We start from the raw sequence: 22,998 nt of genomic DNA, 5'->3' as shown, positions 1-22,998 counted from the left end.
TCCTCTCGGGCTCCTGCCCGGTACATCGGCACGTCCCCCCGCGGTGTTGAGCACACCGCGCACAGGACACCCGCGCGGGTGACGGCGCGCCGGACGGACCGACCGCCGTGCCCCGACCGCCATCCCCTAGCCTGACCGCATGACGCGTGTGCTGGTGCTCAACGGCCCCAACCTCGGCCGGCTCGGGGTGCGTGAGCCGGAGGTCTACGGCTCGGCGACGCACGAGGACCTGTGCGCGCGGGTCGAGGGCTGGGCGTCCGGCCTCGGCCTCGAGGCCGAGGTGCGCCAGACGGACGACGAGGGCGAGCTCGTGCGATGGCTGCACGAGGCGGTCGACACCGGCGCCGACGTCGTGCTGAACCCGGCCGCGTTCACCCACTACGCGTACGCGGTGCGCGACGCCGCTGCGCAGGTCACGGGCCCCGGTGGGCTGCTGGTCGAGGTGCACCTGTCGAACCCCGCCGCGCGGGAGACCTTCCGGCACCTGAGCGTGGTCGGCGGGGTCGCCACCGGCACGGTCGCGGGCTTCGGGATCGACTCCTACCGCCTCGCGCTCGAGGCGATCGCTGCGCGCCGCGGGCGTCGGACATCAAGCCCTAGGCCTTGATATAGCCAGATCAAGCCTCTACCCTTGAGGTATGTTCGTCATGACGGTCGACCAGGACGCGAGCACGCGCCGTGGCGACCTCGTTCCCGGCCTGCTCGAGCGGCTCGCCGACGTGCTCGCGTCCGAGCCCGGCGTGCTCCGGGGCTTCGAGCGCACCGTCGGCGACGAGGTGCAGGGCGTGCTCGAGGACCCGTCGACCGTCGTCTCGGCCGCGCTCGAGATGCTGCGGCTCGGCGGATGGAGCGTCGGGATCGGCGTGGGCCCGGCCGACCTGCCGCTGCCCGCGACCAGCCGCGCGGCCACCGGACCGGTGTTCGTCCGGGCCCGTGCCGCCGTCGAGCGTGCACGCGGCCGCGGCAGCGCCGTCCCGCTCGCCGTCGACGCGGGTGACGGACCGGGTGCGGTGCCCGCGGCCGAGGCCGAGGCCGTGCTGCGCCTCCTGGGTGGTGTGGTGGGACGGCGCACCCCCGCGGGCTGGGAGGTGGTCGACCTGCTCGCCGGGAGCGAGCTGCGGCAGAAGGACGTGGCCGCGCGCCTCGGCGTGAGCGAGCAGGCCGTGAGCCAGCGGCTGCGCACCGCCCTGTGGTCCGAGGAGCTCGCCGTGCGCCCCGTCGCGGCGCGGCTCCTCGCGGAAGGAGACCGATGAACGACGTGCTGGCCGTGCTCGTGGGGCTCGCCGCTCTCGCGGTGTCGGCCCTCGCCGGCGTCCCGCTCACCGCTCTCGTGCTGCGGGCCGCCTCCCGCTCGCCGGACGCGGGGGAGCCGGGCGACGACGGCGAGCGGGACGGCCCCACGGGCGAGCACGCGCGCGACGTGCTGCGCGGGGGGACGTGGATCGGCGTCCTCGAGCGCCTCGCGGTGACCGCGTGCCTCCTGGTGGGCTACCCCGCAGGTCTCGCGTTCGTGATCGCCGTCAAGGGTCTGGGTCGCTTCCCCGAGCTCCGCGGCCATCCGGGCGTCTCGGAGCGCTTCGTCATCGGCACGTTCGCGTCCCTGCTGTGGGCCGTGCTCGTGGGCGGCGCGGCGCGCGGGCTCGTGGCGACGCTCGCGGCCTGAGCGCCGCTACACTGGATGCCGCCCTGGCGGCCGTCGGCCGGCCGGGGCGTGTGCACGACGGCGGACGTCGTGCGCGGCCGTACGGACCGGGCCCGGCCCGACGACGCGGCCGTGCAGCCCCCGTCGTGAGCCCACCGACCTGCTCCCGCGAGCTCGACAGGAAGATCCGACGTGGCCACCACCAATGACCTGAAGAACGGGACCGTCCTCAACCTGGACGGTCAGCTGTGGACCGTCGTCGAGTTCCAGCACGTCAAGCCCGGCAAGGGCGGCGCCTTCGTGCGCACCAAGCTCAAGAACGTCCTCTCCGGCAAGGTCGTCGACAAGACGTTCAACGCGGGCACCAAGGTCGAGACCGCGAACGTCGACAAGCGCGACATGCAGTACCTCTACAAGGACGGCGCCGACTTCGTCTTCATGGACAGCTCGACGTACGACCAGCTGCACGTTCCCGAGGCGACCGTGGGCGACGCGGCGAGCTTCCTCCTCGAGAACCAGCAGGCCACGGTCGCGACGCACGAGGGCGAGCCGCTCTACGTCGAGCTGCCGCCGTCGGTGGTCCTCGAGATCACCTACACCGAGCCGGGCCTGCAGGGCGACCGCTCGACGGGCGGCACCAAGCCCGCGACCCTCGAGACGGGTGCCGAGATCCAGGTGCCGCTGTTCCTCGAGGCCGGCACGCGGGTCAAGGTCGACACCCGTGACGGCTCGTACCTCGGCCGAGTGAACGACTGACACGTGGGCGCACGCAGCAAGGCCCGCAAGCGGGCGCTCGACGTCCTCTTCGAGGCCGACCAGCGCGGGCTCGAGCCGCTCGAGGTGCTCCGGGCACGTCTCGCCGAGCCCGGCACCGAGTCGGCGGTGCCGCAGTACGCCGTGGACCTCGTCGAGGGTGTGGTCGCCCAGCGCGAGCGCATCGACGAGGTGCTGGCGACGTACGCCCACGGCTGGGTGCTCGAGCGCATGCCCGCGGTGGACCGCGCGGCGCTGCGCATCGGCGCCTGGGAGGTGCTCTTCAGCGAGGACGTGCCCGACGCCGTCGCGGTCGACGAGGCCGTCGAGCTGGTGCGTGCCCTGTCGACGGACGACTCACCCGCCTTCGTGAACGGCCTGCTCGGACGCGTGGTCGAGCTCAAGCCGACGATCCTGGCCTGAGCCGCCCGGCCTCAGTCTCCGGCTGTACCCCGCGCGTGCGGGCTCACGCCTCGGCACCGCCCGAGGCCGGCTCGGCCGGGAGCTCGGCGGCCACGAGCGCCTCGTCGTCCTCGGTCAGCCCGGCCGCGTCGCGCTCGGTGCCCACGAGTCCCACCTCACCCGTGGGTCGGTCGGTCTGCTCGTGCTCGTCGGGCCCGAGCGGACGCGGCACGTCGCCCCTGGCCGTCGTCGCCCGCGCGGCGTGCACCGCCGCGAGGTGCCGCGCGATGAGGTGGCTCGCCGCGGCGTGCGCACGGTCGCCGCGCACGGGCAGCTCGGCCGCCGGTCGGCCGAGCATGTGCCCCTGGACCGTCTGGACGCCCATCTCCACGAGCGCCGTGAGCTCGTCGGCGTGCTCGACGCCCTCGGCCACGATCTCGAGGCCGTGCGCCTCGGCGAGGGCGATGATCGCGCGCAGCACCGCGGCGCCCTCGGGCGTCCGCACGTCGTGGACGAACGTGCGGTCGATCTTGAGGACGTGCAGCGGGAGCTCGCCGAGCCGTGAGAGCGAGTTGTAGCCCGTCCCGAAGTCGTCGATCGCGATCCGCACACCGCGTGACGCGAGCGCCTGCAGGGACGCCCGCACGTGGGTCGCGTCGTAGAGGAGCGCGCTCTCGGTCACCTCGATGGTCAGGCGGTCCCAGGCGTCGTCGCCCCAGGCCTCCTCGACGTGGCGCAGGAAGTCGGGCTCGTCGAGCTGCCGCGCGGCGACGTTGACCGCGACGGGGAGCTCGAAGCGGTCGAGTCCCTCGCGTGCGGCCCGGAACATCTGCTTGCCGACGTCGACGATGAGTCCCGTCTGCTCGGCGAACGCGAGCCACTCGGCCGGCTGACGCAGCCGCCCGTCACGCCGCCACCGCGCGAGCACCTCGAGCCCCACCACCTCGAGCGTGAGCGCGTCGGTGAGGGGCTGGAAGTGCGCGACGATGTCGCCGTCGCTGATGCCCGCCTCGAGGGCGGACCGCAGGTCGGCCTCGGCGTTGACGCGGGCACGCATGACGCGGTCGAAGACCTTGACCCCTGCGTGGGAGCGCTTGCCCTCGAGCATCGCGAGGTCCGCCGCCCGGATGACGGAGGCCGGGTCCACGATCTCGTGCGGGAGCCACACCGCGACGCCCACCGTGATCGTCGGTCGGCCGACCTCCTGGGGCATCGGCTCGAACTCGTCACGGATGCGCCGGGCGAGCGCGATGGCCTCCGACTCGGCCACGAGCCGCTCGAGCACCACGACGAACTCGTCACCGCCGTGCCGGGCGACCATGCCGCGGTCGCCGACCACGGCACGCAGGTGGTCGGCCGTGCGGACCAGCAGGCGGTCGCCCCACTCGTGCCCGTGCCTGTCGTTGGCGTGCTTGAGGCCGTCGAGGTCGCAGAAGAGCACGCCCACCGAGGTGCGCTCGACCGCGGCCTTGTCCATCGCCTGCGTGAGCCGTCGGTCGAGCGCGTGCCGGTTGCTCAGGCCGGTGAGCGTGTCGGTGAAGGCGGCGTCGCGCAGACGCACGGTGAGGCGCTGCCGCTCCGCCGCACCCGACACCACGCGCGCCATGTCGCGCAGGAAGGCCTCGGCCACCGGGTCCGCCTCGGGCTCCCACACGCCGTCGGGCCGGAAGAACTCCGTGACGAAGCGGTCCTTGGCGAGCGGCCGCAGGCTCCCCTCGATCGAGGGGTCGTCGAGCACGCGTCGGCACTCGTCGCGGCCCCGCTCGAGGATCTCCTCGGGCGTGCGGACGAACCACGCGGCGTTCCCCACGGCGGCGAGCGCGTCACGCATGGCGGTGTGGCGCAGCACCTCGCGGCGGACGGCCGCGATGCGCGCAGAGCCGAGCACCTGCAGGCCGAGCACGAGCGGGACCACCCAGGTGCCGCGCATCACCTCGGTCACGACCGTGGGCGGCGGGAAGGCGGACGCGAGCAGCAGCGACGAGCTGACGGCGCCCGCCACGGTGACGACGGCGCCCACGCCGCTCAGGCTGCGTCCGCGGACGGCGAGCGCGACGTAGACGGCGAGCACGGCGAGCGGCACGAGGTCCACGAGGGTCGACAGGGGGCCGTAGGCCGGTAGACCACCCTCGGTGCGGTGCGCGGTGACCAGGTCGGTCCCGAGCCACAGGCCGAGCCCGACGGCGTACCAGGTGCCCAGGCCGACCACGAACCAGCGGGGTCGGGGGCCACCCGCGTAGGCGTGCACGGCGGGCAGGCTCACGAGGACCGCGGCGGCCTGCAGGCAGAAGCGCAGCAGCAGGAGGTTCTCGTGCCACGGACCGAGCGGGGCCACGCCCACGAGGCCGTTGACGAGGACGACGCCCGCGAGCACGAGGGTCCACACGAGCGTCCACCCGGCGGCGGGGGAGCGCACCACCTGGCCGCGCCACCACCCCCAGTGCATCGCGGAGAGCCCGAGCACCACGCCCGCGGCGAGGCACTGGGCGAGGGTCAGGGAGGTCGGGATGACTCCGGGCACGTGAGCAGTATCGACGCTCACACGGGCGGAGTTGAGTCCGACTCGCGTGAATTCTCCGTTTTGGCCCGATCGAGCCCGTGGTTACCGCCCGATCGGGTGCACCGCGCGGGACGCAGGTCCTCCGTCCGGGTGGTGGTCGCCGGGGGCGACGTGCCCGTAGCGGTGCCTCGTGCGGCTCACGGCCTGCTCGCGGACGAGGGTGAGGAGCTCGCGCTCGGCCGAGGCGAGCACCGGGCCGTCGAGCACCGTCACGTGGTCCACCTGCCCGGCGGCGGCCTCGCGCAGGCCCGGTGCGTCGCCGACCACCCGCACGCGGCCGCAGACGCGTCCGTCGCGCACGTCCGCGGCGAACTCCTCGTGCGACCGGTCGGCCGCGGTGCTCTCGGTCACGGGCACGCCGACGACCCGCGCGGCGTGCAGCACGCGCGCCACCTCGCGGTCCGCGGCGCCGTCGCCCACGCGCAGCGTGAGGTGGTCGACCGGCACGTGGCGCAGCGAGTTCTCCTCGACCACCAGACCCGTGCGGTCCTCGGGCCGCCGCAGCCGCGCCCAGACGCGGGCGTCGTCCTCGGCCGCCCAGGCGAGCCACCCCTCGTCGTCGGTCGGGACGTCGGGGGAGTCCGCCCACCGGCCGAGCTGGGCGACGTAATGGGGGCCGCCGGCCTTGGCACCCGGTCCCACCGAGGAGGCCTTCCACCCGCCGAAGGGCTGGCGCTCGACGATCGCGCCCGTGATGTGCCGGTTGACGTAGGCGTTGCCCACCTGCACGTGCGCGAGCCAGTGCGCGATCTCGTCCTCGTCGAGCGAGTGCAGGCCACCCGTGAGGCCGAACTCGGGCGCGTTCTGGAGGGCGATCGCCTCGTCGAGCGTCTCGACGCGCATCACGCCGAGCACCGGTCCGAAGCACTCGGTGAGGTGGAAGAACGAGCCGGGCCGGACCCCGTGACGCACCCCCGGGGTCCACAGGCGGCCCTCGTCGTCGAGGCGGCGGGGCCGGACGAGCCACTCCTCGCCGTCCTCGAGGGTGGTCAGGGCGCGCAGCAGCTTGCCCGTGGCGGGCTCGACGAGCGGCCCCATGGTGGTGGACGGGTCCGTCGCGGGGCCCGCGCGCAGCGAGGCGACCGCGTCGGCGAGCTGGCGGCGCAGCCGGTCCGAGCGCCCCGCGCTCCCGACGAGGATGAGCAACGACGCCGCCGAGCACTTCTGGCCGGCATGGCCGAACGCCGAGCGCACCGCGTCAGCCACCGCGAGGTCGACGTCGGCGGCGGGCGTCACCACGAGGGCGTTCTTGCCCGACGTCTCGGCGATGACGTCGAGGTCCGGGCGCCAGGACGCGAAGAGACGCGCGGTCTCGATCGAGCCGGTCAGCACCACGCGCGCGACGTCGGGGTGGCTCACCAGGTGGCGGCCGACGTCACCCTCCGGGCTGTCGATCACCTGGAGCACGTCGGCGGGTCGGTTGTGCTCGGCGAGCGCGCGGCGCACGCACTCGTAGGCGACCGCCGCGGTGCGCGGGGTCTGCGGCGCCGGCTTGGCGAGCACCACCGAGCCCGCGGCGAGCGCGGCCAGCACCGACCCGGTGGGGATCGCGACGGGGAAGTTCCACGGGGGCGTGACGACGGTGAGCCCGTGCGGACGGAACACGGCCCCGGGCACGCGCCCGTCGGCGAGCTCCTCTGCGCGGTCCGCGTAGTACCGCGCGAAGTCGACGGCCTCCGACACCTCGGGGTCCGCCTCGGCGAGGGTCTTGCCGGCCTCCTGGGCCATGACCGCGAGCAGGTCGCCGCGCGCGTCCTCGAGCAGCTCGGCCGCGCGGCGCAGCACCGCCGCCCGGGCCGACGGCGCCGTCCCGGCCCAGGTGGGGGCGAACGTCAGGGCGTGCGCGACGACGCCGTCGACGTCGGCGGTGCTGCGCACGACCACGGGGGCGGGGACGTCGACGTGCCGGTCGAGCAGACCGACCCCCCACGTGCGCGCGTCCGCGACCGCGGGATCCGTGTCCGGCGTCGCCTGGAAGGAGGTGGTCCCGGGGCCGGGTCGTGCGGGCGGGTGGGTGCGCCGCGGCTCGGTCGCCACCTCGGCGGACCGCTCGACCGAGCGGAGGAACGCGGAGCGCTGCCGGTCCACGCCGCGGCGGGCGGACGACGGCCCCGCTCCCTCCGAGAAGAGGTCGTGGAGGAAGTTCTCGCCCGTCGCGTTCTCCTCGAGCCGGCGCACGAGGTACGCGATCGCGACGTCGAAGTCGGCCCGCGCCACGACCGGTGTGTAGAGCACGACTCCGCGCACGTGCCCGGCCTCGGCACGCGTGTCGCGCACCGCGCGCGCCTGCGCGGGAGCCATGCCCTGGAGCATCTCGACGTCGAGCGCCTCGCCCACCCCGCGCTCCTCGGCGAGCAGGTGCGCGAGCGCGACGTGGAAGAGGTTGTGGCTCGCGACGCCCACCCGCACCGCGTGCGTGGCCTCGGGCCGCAGCGCCCGGTCCACGAGGCGCACGTACGCGGCGTCGACGTCGGCCTTGGTCGGGTAGGGGGCCTGGGACCATCCGTGGAGCTGGGCGTCGACGCGCTCCATGGCGAGGTTCGCGCCCTTGACGAGCCGCACCTTGACCCGGGCGCCGCCGCGGGAGACGCGCGAGGTCGCGGCCGCGGTCACGCGCTCGAGGGCCGCGTGCGCGTCGGGCAGGTAGGCCTGCAGCACGACGCCCATCTCGGCGGACGTGAGCTCGTCGGTGGCCATGAGCCGCTCGAAGACCTCGAGCGTGAGGTCGAGGTCCTTGTACTCCTCCATGTCGAGGTTGAGGAAGGTCCCGTGGTCGCGTGCGCTGCGGTACAGGGGCAGGAGCCTGCGCACCACGCGCTCGGCGCTGCCGTCGAGGTCCCACGGGACCAGCTGGCTCGCGACGCTCGAGACCTTGACCGAGACGTGGTCGACGTCGGGACGCTCGACCAGGGCCTGGACGCGGGCGAGCCGGTCCTGCGCCTCGCGCTCGCCCAGCACGGCCTCGCCCAGCAGGTTGAGGTTGAGCCGGAACCCCTGGGTGCGCTGGGCCGCGAGGTGGCGACCGAGACCCGCGCCGGCGTCGACCACGAGGTGACCGACGAGCTGCCGCAGGCGCGCCCTCGCCGCCGGCACCACGACGCCGGGCAGCACGGGTGCGACCGCCGCGCCGAGCGTGAGCATCGCGCGGTCGAGCGGCCCGAGGAACGTCGCGCGGCGCGCCCCGGAGCCGAGGTCCGCCAGCTCACGTGCGGCCACGTGCACGTCGGCCGGGCGCGCGACACGGTCGACGAACCGCACGGCCAGCTCGAGCCCCGCGGGGTCGGAGACGAGGGCCGCGAGCCGCGCCGTCGTGCGGTCCTCGGCGGGTGTCGAGGCGCCCGCCGACGGTGAGGTCGTCGCGAGCCAGCTCTGCGCGAGGGTGAGCGCCTGGTCGGTGGGCAGCGGGTTCGATGGGGTCGCCATCGCCCCATCCTGGCCCGTGGCGGGGCGCGCCGCCGCGCGACGCGCGTGCAGTAGGGTGAGCGGCGTCCGACGTCCTTTAAGGCCCGTCCCGTGAGGCGGGGAAGGAGGTCGCCAGATGTCCTCTGGCACCGTGCTGCCCAGCGACGACCCACGCGGCTCCGCGAGCCCGCCCGCAACGGGCTCCGAGGTGCTCGGAGCCCCCGAGATCTCCCGGGCGCTGACCCGGATCGCGCACGAGGTGCTCGAGCGCAACAAGGGCGCGGCCGACGTCGTGCTCCTCGGCATCCCGACGCGCGGGCTCCCGCTCGCGCACCGGCTCGCCGAGCGCCTCGTCGCCGTCGAGGACGGCCTCGACCCGGACAGGCTGGTCGGGTCGCTCGACGTGACGATGTACCGCGACGACCTCCACCGGCACCCGACGCGCACCATCGGCGAGACCGAGCTGCCGCCCGGACGCCCCGCGGGCATCGACGACGCCGTCGTCGTGCTCGTGGACGACGTGCTCTACTCCGGGCGCACGATCCGCGCCGCGCTCGACGCCCTCAACGACCTGGGCCGGCCACGTGCGGTGCAGCTCGCCGTGCTCGTGGACCGGGGGCATCGCGAGCTGCCGATCCGCGCCGACTACGTGGGCAAGAACCTGCCCACCTCGGTCGCCGAGCGGGTGCGCGTGCACCTGGTCGAGGTCGACGGCGTGGACCAGGTGCGGATCGAGCACGGCGACGGCGGCGACTCGCGCGCGGAGGTGGCGCGATGAAGCACCTGCTGAGCGCCGCGGACCTGGACCGGACGAGCGCGATCGAGGTCCTCGACACCGCGGCGCGCATGGCCGCGACGCAGGGTCGCGAGATCAAGAAGCTGCCGACGCTGCGCGGACGCACCGTGGTCAACCTGTTCTTCGAGGACTCGACCCGCACGCGCATCTCGTTCGAGACCGCCGCCAAGCGGCTCTCGGCCGACGTGATCAACTTCTCGGCCAAGGGCTCGAGCGTGTCCAAGGGAGAGTCGCTCAAGGACACCGCGCTGACCCTCCAGGCCATGGGCGCGGACGCCGTCGTGATCCGCCACCAGGCCTCGGGCGCGCCGCACCGGCTCGCGCACGCGGGCTGGGTGGGCTCCTCGGTCGTCAACGCGGGCGACGGCACGCACCAGCACCCCACGCAGGCGCTGCTCGACGCGTTCACGGTGCGGCGACACCTCGTGGGCACGGCCGACGAGCCCGACGGCGTGGGCAAGGACCTCACGGGCCTACGCGTCGCGATCGTCGGCGACGTGCTGCACTCGCGCGTCGCACGCTCGAACGTGCAGCTGCTCCACACGCTCGGCGCCCGGGTCACGCTCGTCGCACCGCCCACGCTCGTGCCCGTAGGCGTCGAGGCCTGGCCGTGCGACGTGTCCTACCACCTCGACGACGTGATCACCGACCAGCAGCCGGACGCGATCATGATGCTCCGCGTCCAGCGCGAGAGGATGGGTGCGGACGGCACGGGTGGGACGAGCTTCTTCCCGAGCCCGCTCGAGTACACCCGCACCTTCGGCCTCGACGCCCGGCGCATGGCGCTGCTGCCCGAGCACGCCGTCGTGATGCATCCGGGGCCGATGAACCGCGGCCTGGAGATCTCGGCGGACGCGGCGGACTCGCCGCGCGCGGTGATCGTCGAGCAGGTCGCCAACGGCGTGGCCGTCCGGATGGCCGTGCTGTACCTGCTGCTCGCCAAGGAGAGGGAGGCGGTCGCGTGACCGGCACCGAGCACCTGCTGCGTGGGGTCGCCCCGCTCGGAGGGGACCCGACCGACCTGCTGCTCGCCGACGGGCGCGTGGCCGCGATCGGTCCCGACGCGGCCGCGCGGGCGCGGACCGACGCGCGCGTCCTCGACGCCGCGGGTCTCGTCGCGCTCCCGGGCCTGGTCGACCTGCACACCCACCTGCGCGAGCCCGGGCGCGAGGACGCCGAGACCGTGCGCTCGGGGACGCGCGCCGCTGCCCTCGGCGGGTTCACCGCGGTCCACGCGATGGCGAACACGACGCCCGTCGCCGACACCGCCGGCGTGGTCGAGCAGGTGTGGCGGCTCGGGCGCGACGCGGGCTGGGTCGACGTGCACCCCGTCGGGGCCGTGAGCGTGGGCCTCGAGGGGCGACGTCTCGCCGAGCTCGGCGCCATGGCGCACTCGGCCGCGCGCGTGCGCGTGTTCTCGGACGACGGCCACTGCGTCGACGACCCGGTGCTCATGCGACGGGCCCTCGAGTACGTCAAGGCGTTCGACGGCGTCGTCGCGCAGCACGCCCAGGAGCCCCGGCTCACCGCAGGCGCCCAGATGCACGAGGGCGTCGTCTCGGCCGAGGTCGGCCTGGCGGGCTGGCCCGCGGTCGCCGAGGAGGCGATCATCGCGCGGGACGTGCTGCTCGCCGGTCACGTGGGTGCGCGCCTGCACGTGTGCCACGTGTCCACCGCGGGCTCGGTCGAGATCGTGCGCTGGGCCAAGGCGCGCGGCATCGACGTGACGGCCGAGGTGACCCCGCACCACCTGCTCCTGACGGACGAGCTCGCGCGCAGCTACGACCCGCTGTACAAGGTCAACCCGCCGCTGCGGACGGCCGAGGACGTCGAGGCGCTGCGTGCGGGTCTCGCGGACGGGACGATCGACATCGTCGCGACGGACCACGCCCCGCACACGCGCGAGGACAAGGACTGCGAGTGGGCCGCGGCCGCGTTCGGGATGACCGGGCTCGAGACCGCGCTCGGCATCGTCGCGAGCGTGATGGTGGACACCGGCCGCATGGACTGGGCCGGCGTCGCCCGCGTCCTCTCGTCGACCCCGGCGCGCATCGGTCGGGTCGACGCGGCGCACGGGCGGCCGATCGCCGTGGGCGAGCCCGCCAACCTCACGCTCGTGGACCCGGCGGCACGCTGGACCGTGGTGCCCGAGGCGATGGCGAGCGCGAGCCGCAACACGCCCTACGGCGGGCGCGAGCTCGTCGGCGCCGTGCGTGCGACCTTCCTGCGCGGCCGCCCGACCGTGCTCGACGGCGTCGCGGTCGAGCCCGGGGAGCACGCGTGACCGCCCTCGTGGTCGCTGCGCCGCCGAGCGCGACCGAGTCACCCGACACGGGCGACCTCGTCGGGATCCTGGCGCTGCTCGTGCTCGTCGTCCTGCTGCTCGCCGCGATGCGGCGCGGCTGGCGGCGGCGCGCCGCGGCCTCCGCCGTCGACGTGCCGGCACCCGCCGTGGCCCCGCCGACCACCGACGCGGCGCACGTGCTCGGTCCCGTCGCGGCGACCTACGTGAGCACGGTCGTGGCCGAGCGTCCGCTCGACCGCGTCGTCGCCCACGGCCTGGGCGAGCGTTCGTCCGCCGAGGTCGACGTCCGGGCCGACGGCGTGCTCGTGCGACGCGTGGGCGCACCGAACCTGTTCGTCCCCGCCGAGGACCTCGTGGCGATCGGTACCGCAGGAGGCATGGCCGGCAAGTTCGTGGGCGGTGACGGTCTCGTCGTGCTCCGGTGGCGGGCACCGGGCGGCTCGGTGACGCTCGACACGGGCCTGCGCACCCGACGACGCGGCGAGCGCGCGACGCTGCTCGACGCCGTCCGCGCGCTCGGCCCCGCCACCGCACCCGCGACCACCACCGGCGGGCCCCGCCCGGCCCCCGCCCTCGAGGAGAACCCATGCCCGCCCCCGCCGACGCCGTCCTCGTGCTCGAGGACGGGCGCACGTTCGCCGGCAGCGCGTACGGCGCCCACGGGACCACCGTGGGAGAGATCGTCTTCAACACCGGGATGACCGGGTACCAGGAGACGCTGACCGACCCGTCCTACCACCGCCAGATCGTCGTGATGACGGCGCCGCACATCGGCAACACCGGCATCAACGAGGAGGACGTCGAGTCCACGCGCATCTGGGTTGCCGGCTTCGTGGTGCGCGACCCGGCGATCCGGCCGTCGAGCTGGCGCTCGACCCGGACGCTCGACGACGGCCTGGCCGCCGAGGGGGTCGTCGGGATCAGCGGGCTCGACACGCGCGCCCTCACACGCCACCTGCGTGAGCGAGGGGTGATGCGCGCGGGGATCTTCTCGGGTCCCGCGCTCGTGGACGCGAGCGGCCGCCGCCGCACCGACCAGGACCTGCTCGACGAGGTCACGTCGGCCCCCGTCATGACCGGGGCCGACCTCGCGGGCGAGGTCACGGTCGCCGAGCCCTACACCGTCGAGCCCGTGCGCGGGCCGGCGTCGGGCACCGAGGCCGTCGCGACCGTGGTCGCGATCGACCTGGGCATCAAGTCGATGACGCCGCAGCGACTCGCCGAGCGCGGTGTGCGTACGCACGTGCTGCCCGCGACGGCGTCGACGCAGGACGTGCTCGCGCTCGAGCCCGACGGCGTCTTCTTCTCCAACGGCCCGGGCGATCCCGCCGCCGCGCGCCACGAGATCGAGCTGCTGCGCGACGTGCTCGACCGGCGGATCCCGTTCTTCGGCATCTGCTACGGCAACCAGCTGCTCGGCCGCGCGCTGGGCTTCGGCACCTACAAGCTGACCTACGGCCACCGCGGCGTGAACCAGCCCGTGATGGACCGCCGCACGCGCAAGGTCGAGATCACCGCCCACAACCACGGCTTCGCGGTCGACGCGCCGCTCGACGGCGAGTCCGTGGCCCCGCACGGGGACGGTAGGTACGGCCGCGTCGTCGTCTCGCACGTCGCGCTCAACGACGACGTCGTGGAGGGCCTCGAGTGCCTCGACCTGCCCGCCTTCTCGGTGCAGTACCACCCCGAGGCCGCCGCGGGCCCGCACGACGCCGACTACCTCTTCGACCGCTTCGTCGAGCTCATGACCAAGGAGCCCAGCACCGATGCCCCGTCGCACTGACCTCTCGAGCGTCCTGGTGATCGGCTCGGGACCGATCGTCATCGGCCAGGCCGCGGAGTTCGACTACTCGGGCACCCAGGCGTGCCGCGTCCTGCGCGACGAGGGCCTGCGCGTGATCCTCGTGAACTCGAACCCCGCCACGATCATGACGGACCCCGAGTTCGCCGACGCGACCTACGTCGAGCCGATCACCCCCGAGGTGGTCGAGGCGATCATCGCCAAGGAGAAGCCCGACGCGATCCTGCCGACCCTCGGCGGCCAGACCGCGCTCAACACCGCGATCGCGCTGGACGAGGCCGGGGTGCTCGAGCGCCACGGCGTCGAGATGATCGGCGTGAACACGGCCTCGATCCACCTCGCCGAGGACCGCCAGGCGTTCAAGGACGTCGTCGAGCGGGCAGGTGCCGAGAGCGCGCGGAGCGTGATCGCCCACACCATGGACGAGGTGCTCGGGGCCGCGGACGAGCTGGGCTACCCCGTGGTGGTGCGGCCGTCGTTCACCATGGGCGGGCTGGGCTCGGGCATCGCGTTCGACGAGGCCGAGCTGCGCCGCATCGCGGGCGCGGGGCTGCACTACTCGCCCACGACCGAGGTGCTGCTCGAGGAGTCGATCCTCGGCTGGAAGGAGTACGAGCTCGAGCTCATGCGCGACCACGCCGACAACGTCGTGGTCGTCTGCTCGATCGAGAACGTCGACCCGGTCGGCGTCCACACGGGTGACTCGGTGACCGTCGCCCCCGCGATGACCCTCACGGACCGCGAGTACCAGCGGCTGCGCGACATCGGCATCGCCGTGATCCGCGAGGTGGGCGTCGACACCGGCGGCTGCAACATCCAGTTCGCCGTCGACCCGCGGACGGGCCGCGTGGTCGTCATCGAGATGAACCCGCGCGTGTCCCGCTCGAGCGCGCTCGCCTCGAAGGCCACGGGATTCCCGATCGCGAAGATCGCGGCGCGCCTCGCGGTCGGCTACACGCTCGACGAGATCCCCAACGACATCACGGGCTCGACCCCGGCGTCGTTCGAGCCGTCGCTCGACTACGTCGTGGTCAAGGTCCCCCGCTTCGCGTTCGAGAAGTTCCCGGCGGCCGACCCGACGCTCACGACGACCATGAAGTCGGTCGGCGAGGCGATGGCGCTCGGCCGCAGCTTCACCGAGGCGCTGGGCAAGGCGATGCGCTCGATCGACCGCGCCGGCTCGACGTTCCACTGGGACGGCGACGTGCCCGCGGGGGAGCGGCTCACCGCGCTGCTCGACTCGATCGGCACACCCACCGAGGGTCGGCTGATCGACGTGCAGCAGGTGCTGCGCGCCGCCGCGGTCGACGAGCGTGCGACCGTCGAGGAGGTCTACCGCCGCACGGGCATCGACCCGTGGTTCCTCGACCAGGTGCTGCTCGTCAACCAGGTCGCCGACGAGGTCGCGGCCGCGGGCGAGCTGGGCGCCGAGCTGCTGCTGCGCGCCAAGCGGCACGGGCTCTCGGACCGGCAGGTCGCCGCGCTGCGCGGCCTGGGTGAGGAGACCGTCCGCCAGGTGCGGCACGCCCTCGGGCTGCGCCCCGTCTACAAGACGGTCGACACCTGTGCGGCCGAGTTCGCCGCCCGCACGCCGTACCACTACTCGACCTACGAGCAGGAGACCGAGGTCGAGCCGCGCACGCGCCCCGCGGTGATCATCCTCGGCTCGGGACCGAACCGGATCGGCCAGGGCATCGAGTTCGACTACTCGTGCGTGCACGCGGCCCTCGCGCTCCAGGGCGAGTTCGAGACGGTGATGGTGAACTGCAACCCCGAGACCGTCTCGACCGACTACGACACCTCGGACCGCCTGTACTTCGAGCCGCTCACCTTCGAGGACGTGCTCGAGGTCTACGCGGCCGAGGCCGCCGTGGGCCCGGTCGCGGGCATCGTCGTGCAGCTCGGTGGGCAGACGCCCCTGGCTCTCGCGCAGCGCCTCGCCGACGCCGGTCTGCCGATCCTCGGCACGCCGCCCGCAGCGATCGACGCGGCCGAGGACCGGGGCGAGTTCGGCCGCGTCCTGGTCGAGGCAGGTCTGCCCGCGCCCGCGTTCGGGACGGCGCGCTCGCTCGCCGAGGCCACCGAGGTCGCGCGCCGCATCGGCTACCCGGTGCTCGTGCGTCCCTCGTACGTGCTCGGTGGCCGGGGCATGGAGATCGTCTACTCCGACGAGCAGCTCGCCGAGTACGTCCAGCGCGCGCTCACCGGTGCGGCCGGCGGCCTGGCACCCGGTCAGGAGATCCCGCCGCTGCTCGTCGACAGGTTCCTCGACGACGCGATCGAGCTCGACGTCGACGCGCTGTACGACGGCACCGAGCTGTACCTCGGCGGTGTGATGGAGCACATCGAGGAGGCCGGGATCCACTCGGGCGACTCGGCCTGCGCGCTGCCGCCCGTGACCGTCTCGACCGCGGAGCTCGACCGCATCCGCACGTCGACCGAGGCGATCGCGCGCGGGGTGGGCGTGCGCGGCCTGCTCAACGTGCAGTTCGCCCTCGTCTCCGACGTGCTCTACGTGCTCGAGGCGAACCCGCGGGCGTCGCGCACCGTCCCCTTCGTGTCGAAGGCGACCGGCGTGCCGCTCGCGAAGGCGGCCGCGCTCGTCATGGCGGGCCGTTCGATCGCCGAGCTGCGCGCCTCGGGCGTGCTCCCCGCGAGCGGCGACGGCGGGACGCTGGGCCTCGACGCTCCCATCGCGGTCAAGGAGGCCGTGCTGCCGTTCCGGCGGTTCCGCACGGCCGACGGCGACGTGGTCGACACGGTCCTCGGGCCCGAGATGCGCTCGACCGGCGAGGTCATGGGCTTCGACGTCGACTTCCCGACGGCGTTCGCGAAGTCCCAGGCCGCGGCGTTCGGCGGGCTGCCGACCGAGGGGCGCGCCTTCATCTCCGTGGCCGACCGCGACAAGCGCGCCATCACGTTCCCGGTCAAGCGGCTCAGCGAGCTCGGCTTCGAGATCCTCGCGACCGCGGGCACCGCGGCGGTGCTGCGACGCAACGGCATCGAGTCCCGCGTGGTGCGCAAGCAGTCCGAGGGTCGCGGCGCGGACGGCGAGCCGACGATCGTCGACCTGATCTCGTCCGGTGAGGTCGACATGGTCGTCAACACCCCCTCGGGCCAGGGCGCGCGCGCAGACGGGTACGAGATCCGGACCGCCACGGTCGCGGCCGACAAGGCGATCGTGACGACCGTGCAGCAGCTCGCTGCTGCGGTGCAGGGGATCGAGTCGCTGCGTTCCGGCCCGTTCGGGGTGCGCAGCCTCCAGGACCACGCGCTCGAGCTGCGTGAGGCAGCCGTGGTGCCGGTGGTCGACGGGCGGCACGCATGACGCCGGACGGCGCCGGGGGCGGTCCACGCGGACCGGCCTTCGGCGCCCGGCTCGCGGTCGCGATGGACGAGCTGGGCCCGCTCTGCGTCGGGATCGACCCCCACCCCGGGCTGCTGCACGCCTGGGGCCTGCCGGACGACGTCACGGGGCTCCGCGAGCTCGCCCTGCGCACCGCGGACGCCCTGACGGGGCACGTGGCCGCGCTCAAGCCGCAGGCGGCCTTCTTCGAGCGCCACGGCGCCCCGGGCATCGAGGTGCTCGCCGAGCTGCTCGCGCACGTCCGCTCCGCCGGCACAGCGACCCAGGTGGTGCTCGACGCCAAGCGGGGGGACATCGGCAGCTCGATGCAGGGCTACGCCGACGCGTACCTGCGGCCCGGCGCCCCGCTCGCGTGCGACGCCCTCACCGTCACGCCCTACCTGGGCTTCGGGTCGCTCGCCCCGGCGGTCGAGGCCGCGGCCGAGGCGGGCGCGGGCCTGTTCGTGCTCGCCCTCACGTCCAACCCGGAGGGCAGCGCGGTCCAGCACGCCGTCGGCCCCGACGGCGCCGTCGCCGTCACCGTGGCGCGCGAGGCCGCTCGCCTCAACGCCGCCGAGCTCGCGGGGAGCGGTGGCCGAGGGCTCGGGTCCGTGGGTCTCGTCGTCGGCGCGACCGTGGGCGAGGCCCCCGCGCACCTGGGGCTCGACCTCGCGGCCGTTCGTGGCCCCCTCCTCGCGCCCGGCTACGGCGCGCAGGGGGCACGTGGTGACGACGTCGCGCGCGTGTTCGCCGCGGCGCGCGACCAGGTGCTCGTGTCGTCCTCGCGCGGGGTGCTGGGAGCGGGGCCCGACGGCGGCGCGCTGCTCGCGGCAGCCCGTGAGGCATCTGCCGACGTGACCCGTGCGCTCCGCGCGGCGCGCTGACCAGGGGCGCTGGCCGGACGGATCGGCGAGACCGCGTTGCCTCTTCGGCACCCGGGTCGCTAGGTTCGTCCCGACCGCCCCGCCCCTCGTGCGAAGAAGGTGACCCCGCGTGGCTCTACCGCCGCTGACCCCTGAACAGCGCGCCGCGGCCCTCGAGAAGGCTGCTGCAGCCCGTCAGGCACGAGCCGAGGTGAAGAACCGCCTGAAGTACTCCCAGGGCTCCCTCGCCGAGGTGATCGAGCAGGGCCGTACGGACGACGTCATCGGCAAGCTCAAGGTGTCCGCGCTGCTCGAGTCCCTGCCGGGGGTCGGGAAGGTCAAGGCCCGCGCGATCATGGCCGAGATCGGGATCTCCGAGACGCGTCGGCTGCGGGGCCTCGGCCCGCACCAGGCCGAGGCCCTGATCGAGCGGTTCGGCTGAGCGGATCTTGCCAGCACGCATCCCGGACGGCCCCACGGCGCCCGGCGCCCGCCTGACGGTCCTCGCCGGCCCGACCGCCGTCGGCAAGGGGACGGTCTCGGCCGACGTCCGGGCCCGCTACCCGCAGGTGTGGCTCTCGGTCTCGGCCACCACGCGCGCCCCGCGTCCCGGCGAGGTCGACGGCGTCCACTACCACTTCGTGGACGCGCCGACCTTCGACCGGATGGTCGCCGAGGGGGAGTTCCTCGAGTGGGCGGTCGTGCACGGCCGCAACCGCTACGGCACCCCTCGCACGCCCGTCCTCGAGCGGCTGGCGGCCGGGCGCCCCGCGCTGCTCGAGATCGACCTCGCGGGTGCCCGGCAGGTGCGTGCGGCGATGCCCGAGGCCCGTTTCGTCTTCCTGGCGCCGCCGTCGTGGGCCGAGCTCGAGCGACGGCTCGTGGGCCGCGGCACGGAGGGGCCCGAGGAGCGTGAGCGCCGACTCGCGACCGCGCGCGTCGAGCTCGCGGCCGAGAGCGAGTTCGACCACGTGATCGTCAACGACGAGGTCGCGCGCGCCACCGACGAGCTGATCCGCGTGATGGGCGTGCCGGGCGGGTAGCATGGACCACCGGCCCGGGGTCGCACCGTCCGCCCCGCGTCGGTGCACGCGCACCGACCGCCGCCACCGACCACCCGCCACCTGCGAAGCACGGAGTGCGAACATGTCCGGAACCGTCGCCGCCCCCGAGGGCATCACCGACCCGCCCATCGACGAGCTGCTCACCGCGGCTGACTCGAAGTACGCCCTGGTCATCTACTCGGCCAAGCGCGCCCGCCAGATCAACGCGTACTACTCGCAGCTCAACGAGGGCCTGCTCGAGTACGTCGGCCCGCTCGTCGAGGCGCGGCACCAGGAGAAGGCGCTCAGCATCGCGATGCGCGAGATCAACGCGGGTCTGCTGACGGTCACCAAGACCGACGCCTGAGCCTCCCGCCGTGCGGATCCTGCTGGGTGTCGGCGCGGGCATCGCGGCGTACAAGTCCGCACTGCTGCTCCGCCTGCTGACCGAGGCGGGTCACGACGTGCGCGTGGTGCCGACGCGGGCCTCGCTCGAGTTCGTGGGGCGCGCCACGTGGGAGGCCCTGTCCGGGCAGCCTGCGACGTCGGAGGTGTTCGAGGACGTCCCGTCCGTCGAGCACGTGCGACTGGGCAAGTCCGCCGACCTCGTCGTCGTCGCGCCCGCGACGGCGGATCTCCTGGCCCGTGCCGCCGGGGGCCGCAGCGACGACCTCCTGACCGCGGCTCTCCTGACGGCCCGTTGCCCGGTGCTGATGGCGCCGGCCATGCACACCGAGATGTGGGAGCACCCCGCGACGCGCGCCAACGTGGCGACCCTCCGCGAACGTGGTGTCCACGTGCTCGAACCGGCGTCCGGGAGGCTCACGGGGGCCGACACCGGCCCCGGGCGTCTGCCCGAGCCCGAGGAGATCGCCCGCGCCGCACTGGCCCTCGTCGTCCCCCCGGGCGACGACCTGCGGGGACGCGCGGTGGTGGTCTCGGCGGGCGGCACGCGCGAACCGCTCGACCCGGTGCGCTTCCTCGGCAACCGCTCGTCGGGGCGGCAGGGCGTGGCCCTCGCGGCGGCGGCCGCGCGGCGCGGTGCCCACGTGACCCTCGTCGCGGCGAACCTGACGGTCGCACCCCCGGCCGGCGTGCGGACGGTCGACGTCGAGACGACGGCCGAGCTGCGCAGCGCCGTGCGGGACGCCGCCGCGGCCGCCGACGTCGTGGTGATGGCCGCGGCGGTCGCGGACTTCCGCCCGGTGGGCGTCGCCGCGCACAAGATCAAGAAGGACGGCACCGGCACGGCCCCGACCATCGAGCTCGCGACCAACCCCGACGTGCTCGCCGAGCTCGCGGCCGAGCGGCCGCGCCCCGGCCAGGTGGTCGTGGGCTTCGCGGCCGAGACGGGCGACGGCGACGGCGACGTGCTGGCGCACGGCCGGGCCAAGGCACGACGCAAGGGTGCGGACCTGCTGGTCGTGAACGAGGTCGGGCCCGGACGGGGGTTCGGCACCGCGACGAACGCGGTGACGCTGCTCGATGCGCGGGGTGACGAGGTCGGCACCGCCCGGGGCACCAAGGACGAGGTCGCCGAGGCCGTGTGGGACGCCGTCGTCCCGCTGCTGCCCCGAGCGGACTGAGCCGCCGCGGCGGCTGTCCGGCGCGCGGACGTGCGCGGTCGCGTCGGGTGCGGTCGTTAGGCTGGCGACCATGAGCCCCGCACCGCGCCTGTTCACCTCCGAGTCGGTCACCGAGGGGCACCCCGACAAGGTCTGCGACCAGATCTCCGACGGCATCCTGGACGCGATGCTCGCGCAGGACCCGGCGGCGCGCGTCGCGGTCGAGACGATGGTCACGACGGGACTCGTGCACGTCGCGGGCGAGGTCACGACCGAGGCGTACGTCGAGATCCCGCAGGTGGTGCGCGAGGTGCTGCAGCGCATCGGCTACACCTCCTCGACCATCGGGTTCGACGCCCACTCGTGCGGGGTCTCGGTGTCGATCGGCCAGCAGTCGCCCGACATCGCGGCGGGCGTCGACACGGCGTGGGAGGTGCGCAGCGGTGCCGAGCACGACCCTCTCGACGCGCAGGGCGCGGGCGACCAGGGCCTCATGTTCGGCTACGCGAGCGACGACACGCCCTCCCTGATGCCGTTGCCCATCTGGGTCGCCCACCGGCTCGCGGAGCGGCTCGCGACGGTCCGCAAGGAGGGCACGCTCGACTACCTGCGTCCCGACGGCAAGACGCAGGTGACGATCGGCTACGAGGGCGACCGTCCCGTCCACCTCGACACCGTGGTCCTCTCGACCCAGCACGACCCGGGCGTCCCGCTCGACGCCCGCCTGGCCCCCGAGGTGGCCGAGCACGTCGTCGTGCCGGTGCTCGAGGAGCTCGACCTCGACACCACGTCGCACCGTCTGCTCGTCAACCCGACGGGCACGTTCGTCGTCGGCGGCCCGCAGGGCGACGCGGGGCTCACCGGGCGGAAGATCATCGTCGACACCTACGGCGGCATGGCCCGGCACGGCGGTGGGGCGTTCTCCGGCAAGGATCCGTCGAAGGTCGACCGCTCGGCCGCCTACGCGATGCGCTGGGTCGCGAAGAACGTCGTCGCGGCCGGCCTCGCGCGCCGGTGCGAGGTGCAGGTGGCCTACGCGATCGGTGCGTCGCACCCCGTCGGCCTGTACGTCGAGACGTTCGGCACCGAGACCGTCCCGGTCGACCGGCTCACCGCGGCGATCCGCGAGGTCTTCGACCTGCGTCCCGCGGCGATCGTGCGGGACCTCGACCTGCTGCGCCCGATCTACTCGCGGACCGCGGCGTACGGGCACTTCGGCCGCGAGCTCGCGGACTTCACGTGGGAGCGCACCGACCGGGTGCTCGACCTGCACAGCGCGCTGTCCTGACAGGTCGTCGGCGTCCGGGTGCACCCGACGGGGGACGCGTCCACAGCCACGCCGGGCGGACGGCACGCCGTCGGTCGCGCGTGATGGGATGTGCCGCGTGAGGGGAGCTGCGCCGTGACCGCGGGTGACGCCGAGCAGCCGACGCTGAGCGGGCTGCCCGCGCCGCGGCGGCGGCGCGTGCGCGGGCCCGTGCCCCTCGCGGACCGGCTCCCTGTGGCGCGCGTCGTCGTCGAGCGTGGGCTCGCGCACCTCGACCGGGTCTTCGAGTACGCCGTCCCGGCGACGGCCGACACCTCGGCGCGCCCGGGGGTGCGGGTGCGGGTGCGCTTCGGCGGGCAGGACGTCGACGGCGTGCTCGTCGAACGCGTCGAGGTCCCCGAGCACGGCGGTGAGCTCACGCCGCTGCGACGGGTGGTCTCGCCCGAGGTCGTGCTGACGGCCCAGGTGCGCGCACTCGTCGGAGTCGTCGCCCGGCGCTACGCCGGAACCGTGCCCGACGTGCTGCGCCTCGCGCTGCCGCCCCGGCACGCGCGCACCGAGCAGGAGGACTGGCCCGCCCCCGCCCCGCGCCCGCGAGCGAAGGCGCACGACGCCCGCCCGTGGTCCGGCTACCAGGGCGGGGAGGCGTTCGTCCGCCGCGTCGCGGCCGGTGAGGCGCCCCGCGCCGTGTGGCACGCGCTCCCGGGGCCACCGGGGGAGGACTGGCCCGACGCGGTCGCGCAAGCGGTGCGGGCGGCCCGGGAGGGCGGCCGCGGTGCGTTGGTCGTGGCGCCGACCGGGGCCGACGTGCACGCGCTCGGTGCCGCTCTCGAGCGCGCGGGCGTCGAACCGTGGAGCGTGGGACGGGCCGACGGCTGGGTGTCGCTCATGGCGGACGACGGTCCGGCGGACCGCTACCGCGCGTTCCTCGCCGCGAGCCGCGGCCGCGCCGACGTCGTGGTCGGCACGCGCGCGGCCGCGTTCGCGCCCGTGGCGAGGCTCGGGCTCGTGGTGTGCTGGGACGACGCCCACCACCTGCACGCCGAGCCGCGGGCGCCGTACCCGCACGCACGCGACGTGCTCGCCGAGCGTGCGCACCTCGAGGGTGCGGCGCTGCTGGTGGGCGGCCTCGTCCGGTCGACCGCCACCACGCGGTGGGTCGCGGACGGGACGGCGCACGCCGTCGGCGCACCGCGGGCCCAGGTGCGTGCGCGCACGCCCCGGGTCGCCGCGCTCACGTCGACCGAGCTCGT

At 74.6% G+C, this 22,998-nt stretch carries 20 protein-coding genes and 1 pseudogene; 19 read left to right on the top strand and 2 right to left on the bottom strand.

Annotated elements, in window-relative coordinates; translation table 11 throughout:
- The first annotated feature begins 139 nt into the window (after positions 1-139).
- From GXB85_RS07840 to nusB, 5 genes are all read left to right on the top strand, one after another.
- On the top strand, positions 140-607 hold the full coding sequence (locus GXB85_RS07840) for a type II 3-dehydroquinate dehydratase (RefSeq protein ID WP_161917092.1): 468 nt from the start codon (positions 140-142) through the stop codon (positions 605-607).
- A gap of 31 nt (positions 608-638) precedes the next feature.
- Positions 639-1,253 carry a hypothetical protein gene (locus tag GXB85_RS07835; RefSeq protein WP_161917091.1) on the top strand — a complete coding sequence of 205 codons (615 nt, stop codon included), beginning with the start codon at positions 639-641 and terminating at the stop codon, positions 1,251-1,253.
- The gene (locus GXB85_RS07830; protein WP_161917090.1) at positions 1,250-1,663 is read left to right on the top strand and encodes a hypothetical protein; all 414 of its coding nucleotides are present in this window, start codon (positions 1,250-1,252) and stop codon (positions 1,661-1,663) included. Before GXB85_RS07835 ends, GXB85_RS07830 begins: the two co-directional genes overlap by 4 nt.
- A gap of 171 nt (positions 1,664-1,834) precedes the next feature.
- Entirely contained in the window at positions 1,835-2,398 is a 564-nt protein-coding gene (gene efp, locus GXB85_RS07825) for an elongation factor P (RefSeq protein WP_161917089.1), read from the top strand.
- A 3-nt stretch (positions 2,399-2,401) separates the two neighbouring features.
- Positions 2,402-2,818, top strand: coding sequence for a transcription antitermination factor NusB (gene nusB / locus GXB85_RS07820; RefSeq protein WP_161917088.1), 417 nt, complete (start codon positions 2,402-2,404; stop codon positions 2,816-2,818).
- 43 nt (positions 2,819-2,861) lie between these two features.
- Here the strand turns inward: nusB and GXB85_RS18815 are convergent, their stop codons facing one another.
- Both GXB85_RS18815 and GXB85_RS07810 read right to left on the bottom strand, forming a co-directional pair.
- Positions 2,862-5,318, bottom strand: a complete 2,457-nt coding sequence (locus GXB85_RS18815; RefSeq protein WP_161917087.1) for an EAL domain-containing protein — start codon at positions 5,316-5,318, stop codon at positions 2,862-2,864.
- 81 nt (positions 5,319-5,399) lie between these two features.
- Positions 5,400-8,780: a bifunctional proline dehydrogenase/L-glutamate gamma-semialdehyde dehydrogenase gene (locus GXB85_RS07810; protein ID WP_161917086.1), complete on the bottom strand. Its 3,381-nt coding sequence runs from the start codon at positions 8,778-8,780 to the stop codon at positions 5,400-5,402.
- On the opposite strand from GXB85_RS07810, the gene GXB85_RS18810 reads away from it, so the two are divergent.
- From GXB85_RS18810 to GXB85_RS07745, 14 genes and pseudogenes are all read left to right on the top strand, one after another.
- Positions 8,768-8,839, top strand: coding sequence for a hypothetical protein (locus tag GXB85_RS18810; RefSeq protein ID WP_370524102.1), 72 nt, complete (start codon positions 8,768-8,770; stop codon positions 8,837-8,839). The two genes, GXB85_RS07810 and GXB85_RS18810, sit on opposite strands and share 13 nt — an antisense overlap.
- 56 nt (positions 8,840-8,895) lie before the next feature.
- Positions 8,896-9,537, top strand: a complete 642-nt coding sequence (pyrR, locus tag GXB85_RS07805) for a bifunctional pyr operon transcriptional regulator/uracil phosphoribosyltransferase PyrR (protein ID WP_161917085.1) — start codon at positions 8,896-8,898, stop codon at positions 9,535-9,537.
- The gene (locus GXB85_RS07800) at positions 9,534-10,520 is read left to right on the top strand and encodes an aspartate carbamoyltransferase catalytic subunit (RefSeq protein ID WP_161917084.1); all 987 of its coding nucleotides are present in this window, start codon (positions 9,534-9,536) and stop codon (positions 10,518-10,520) included. The genes pyrR and GXB85_RS07800 overlap by 4 nt, the downstream gene beginning before the upstream one ends.
- The gene (locus GXB85_RS07795; protein WP_161917083.1) at positions 10,517-11,839 is read left to right on the top strand and encodes a dihydroorotase; all 1,323 of its coding nucleotides are present in this window, start codon (positions 10,517-10,519) and stop codon (positions 11,837-11,839) included. Before GXB85_RS07800 ends, GXB85_RS07795 begins: the two co-directional genes overlap by 4 nt.
- Positions 11,836-12,561 carry a hypothetical protein gene (locus GXB85_RS17815; RefSeq protein WP_202627715.1) on the top strand — a complete coding sequence of 242 codons (726 nt, stop codon included), beginning with the start codon at positions 11,836-11,838 and terminating at the stop codon, positions 12,559-12,561. Before GXB85_RS07795 ends, GXB85_RS17815 begins: the two co-directional genes overlap by 4 nt.
- Positions 12,447-13,643 (top strand): glutamine-hydrolyzing carbamoyl-phosphate synthase small subunit, encoded by a 1,197-nt coding sequence (carA, locus tag GXB85_RS07785; RefSeq protein ID WP_161917082.1) that lies wholly within the window; start codon positions 12,447-12,449, stop codon positions 13,641-13,643. The genes GXB85_RS17815 and carA overlap by 115 nt, the downstream gene beginning before the upstream one ends.
- Positions 13,627-16,989 (top strand): carbamoyl-phosphate synthase large subunit, encoded by a 3,363-nt coding sequence (gene carB, locus GXB85_RS07780; RefSeq protein WP_161917081.1) that lies wholly within the window; start codon positions 13,627-13,629, stop codon positions 16,987-16,989. The genes carA and carB overlap by 17 nt, the downstream gene beginning before the upstream one ends.
- Positions 16,986-17,891 carry an orotidine-5'-phosphate decarboxylase gene (gene pyrF, locus GXB85_RS07775; RefSeq protein ID WP_161917080.1) on the top strand — a complete coding sequence of 302 codons (906 nt, stop codon included), beginning with the start codon at positions 16,986-16,988 and terminating at the stop codon, positions 17,889-17,891. The genes carB and pyrF overlap by 4 nt, the downstream gene beginning before the upstream one ends.
- Before the next feature lie 109 nt (positions 17,892-18,000).
- Positions 18,001-18,312 (top strand): integration host factor, actinobacterial type, encoded by a 312-nt coding sequence (gene mihF, locus GXB85_RS07770; protein WP_161917079.1) that lies wholly within the window; start codon positions 18,001-18,003, stop codon positions 18,310-18,312.
- A 7-nt stretch (positions 18,313-18,319) separates the two neighbouring features.
- The gene (gene gmk, locus GXB85_RS07765; protein WP_202627714.1) at positions 18,320-18,913 is read left to right on the top strand and encodes a guanylate kinase; all 594 of its coding nucleotides are present in this window, start codon (positions 18,320-18,322) and stop codon (positions 18,911-18,913) included.
- Between the two features lie 103 nt (positions 18,914-19,016).
- Positions 19,017-19,280: a DNA-directed RNA polymerase subunit omega gene (gene rpoZ, locus GXB85_RS07760; protein WP_161917078.1), complete on the top strand. Its 264-nt coding sequence runs from the start codon at positions 19,017-19,019 to the stop codon at positions 19,278-19,280.
- Positions 19,281-19,290: 10 nt separating this feature from the next.
- On the top strand, positions 19,291-20,499 hold the full coding sequence (gene coaBC, locus GXB85_RS07755) for a bifunctional phosphopantothenoylcysteine decarboxylase/phosphopantothenate--cysteine ligase CoaBC (protein ID WP_161917077.1): 1,209 nt from the start codon (positions 19,291-19,293) through the stop codon (positions 20,497-20,499).
- Positions 20,500-20,569: 70 nt separating this feature from the next.
- On the top strand, positions 20,570-21,766 hold the full coding sequence (gene metK, locus GXB85_RS07750) for a methionine adenosyltransferase (protein ID WP_161917076.1): 1,197 nt from the start codon (positions 20,570-20,572) through the stop codon (positions 21,764-21,766).
- A gap of 114 nt (positions 21,767-21,880) precedes the next feature.
- Positions 21,881-22,998 (top strand): annotated as a pseudogene (locus GXB85_RS07745) (primosomal protein N'); the annotation flags it as partial.

It is taken from the genome of Cellulomonas sp. APG4, assembly GCF_009996735.1.
Taxonomy (GTDB): domain Bacteria; phylum Actinomycetota; class Actinomycetes; order Actinomycetales; family Cellulomonadaceae; genus Actinotalea.
The sequence above is the reverse complement of the archived record's forward strand: the minus strand, read 5'-3'. Positions and strand labels throughout refer to the sequence as shown.

What these genes read in the sequence shown, in the direction of transcription:
- GXB85_RS07835 (WP_161917091.1), top strand. Translation starts at nt 639, where the DNA reads ATGTTCGTCATGACGGTCGACCAGGACGCGAGCACGCGCCGTGGCGAC.
- GXB85_RS07800 (WP_161917084.1), top strand. Translation starts at nt 9,534, where the DNA reads ATGAAGCACCTGCTGAGCGCCGCGGACCTGGACCGGACGAGCGCGATC.
- GXB85_RS07830 (WP_161917090.1), top strand. Translation starts at nt 1,250, where the DNA reads ATGAACGACGTGCTGGCCGTGCTCGTGGGGCTCGCCGCTCTCGCGGTG.
- pyrF (WP_161917080.1), top strand. Translation starts at nt 16,986, where the DNA reads ATGACGCCGGACGGCGCCGGGGGCGGTCCACGCGGACCGGCCTTCGGC.
- pyrR (WP_161917085.1), top strand. Translation starts at nt 8,896, where the DNA reads ATGTCCTCTGGCACCGTGCTGCCCAGCGACGACCCACGCGGCTCCGCG.
- GXB85_RS07840 (WP_161917092.1), top strand. Translation starts at nt 140, where the DNA reads ATGACGCGTGTGCTGGTGCTCAACGGCCCCAACCTCGGCCGGCTCGGG.
- carB (WP_161917081.1), top strand. Translation starts at nt 13,627, where the DNA reads ATGCCCCGTCGCACTGACCTCTCGAGCGTCCTGGTGATCGGCTCGGGA.
- carA (WP_161917082.1), top strand. Translation starts at nt 12,447, where the DNA reads ATGCCCGCCCCCGCCGACGCCGTCCTCGTGCTCGAGGACGGGCGCACG.
- metK (WP_161917076.1), top strand. Translation starts at nt 20,570, where the DNA reads ATGAGCCCCGCACCGCGCCTGTTCACCTCCGAGTCGGTCACCGAGGGG.
- rpoZ (WP_161917078.1), top strand. Translation starts at nt 19,017, where the DNA reads ATGTCCGGAACCGTCGCCGCCCCCGAGGGCATCACCGACCCGCCCATC.
- GXB85_RS07810 (WP_161917086.1), bottom strand. Translation starts at nt 8,780, where the DNA reads ATGGCGACCCCATCGAACCCGCTGCCCACCGACCAGGCGCTCACCCTC.